Source organism: Sutterella massiliensis (assembly GCF_016899755.1).
Lineage (GTDB): Bacteria > Pseudomonadota > Gammaproteobacteria > Burkholderiales > Burkholderiaceae_F > Sutterella > Sutterella massiliensis.
In genome coordinates, this window is sequence record NZ_JACJJC010000323.1 from 1 (window position 1) to 392 (window position 392).

Genomic DNA, 392 nt, shown 5'->3' on the forward strand with positions numbered 1-392 from the left:
AGCAAATGCAGAAAAGACAGACACCCGCACTCGCCGCGGTCTGCGTCTCGGCCGCTTTCATTCTCTCCGGATGCGGACTCTTCAAAGAGCCGCCGCCTCCGCAGCCGGAGCCGCCGAAGGAACCCCTGATCGTCAAGCACGAAAGCACGATCGACCCGGTGCACGTACGCGACGCTTCCGTCTCGCACTTTGACGAACATCGGGGCGGAGCCGCACTGCGCGCCGAGGGATGGCAAGATGTGCTTTGGTCCGTGCATTATGAACCGAGAAAAGAAAGCGGCTCGACCGGCGTAAAGAATCCGAAAGACGCCGCAGCGGCAGGCGCCGAAGCCGTGGGAACCAATGGGCGCAACGATCATGCCGCCGCCCGAAAGGACGCTTCGATCTACGCG

General features: G+C 62.5%; 1 protein-coding gene. It reads left to right on the forward strand.

The genetic code is table 11. The features are described from left to right. The coding region (locus H6A60_RS12760) for a hypothetical protein (RefSeq protein WP_205105235.1) at window positions 1-392 on the forward strand (392 nt) is incomplete at both ends.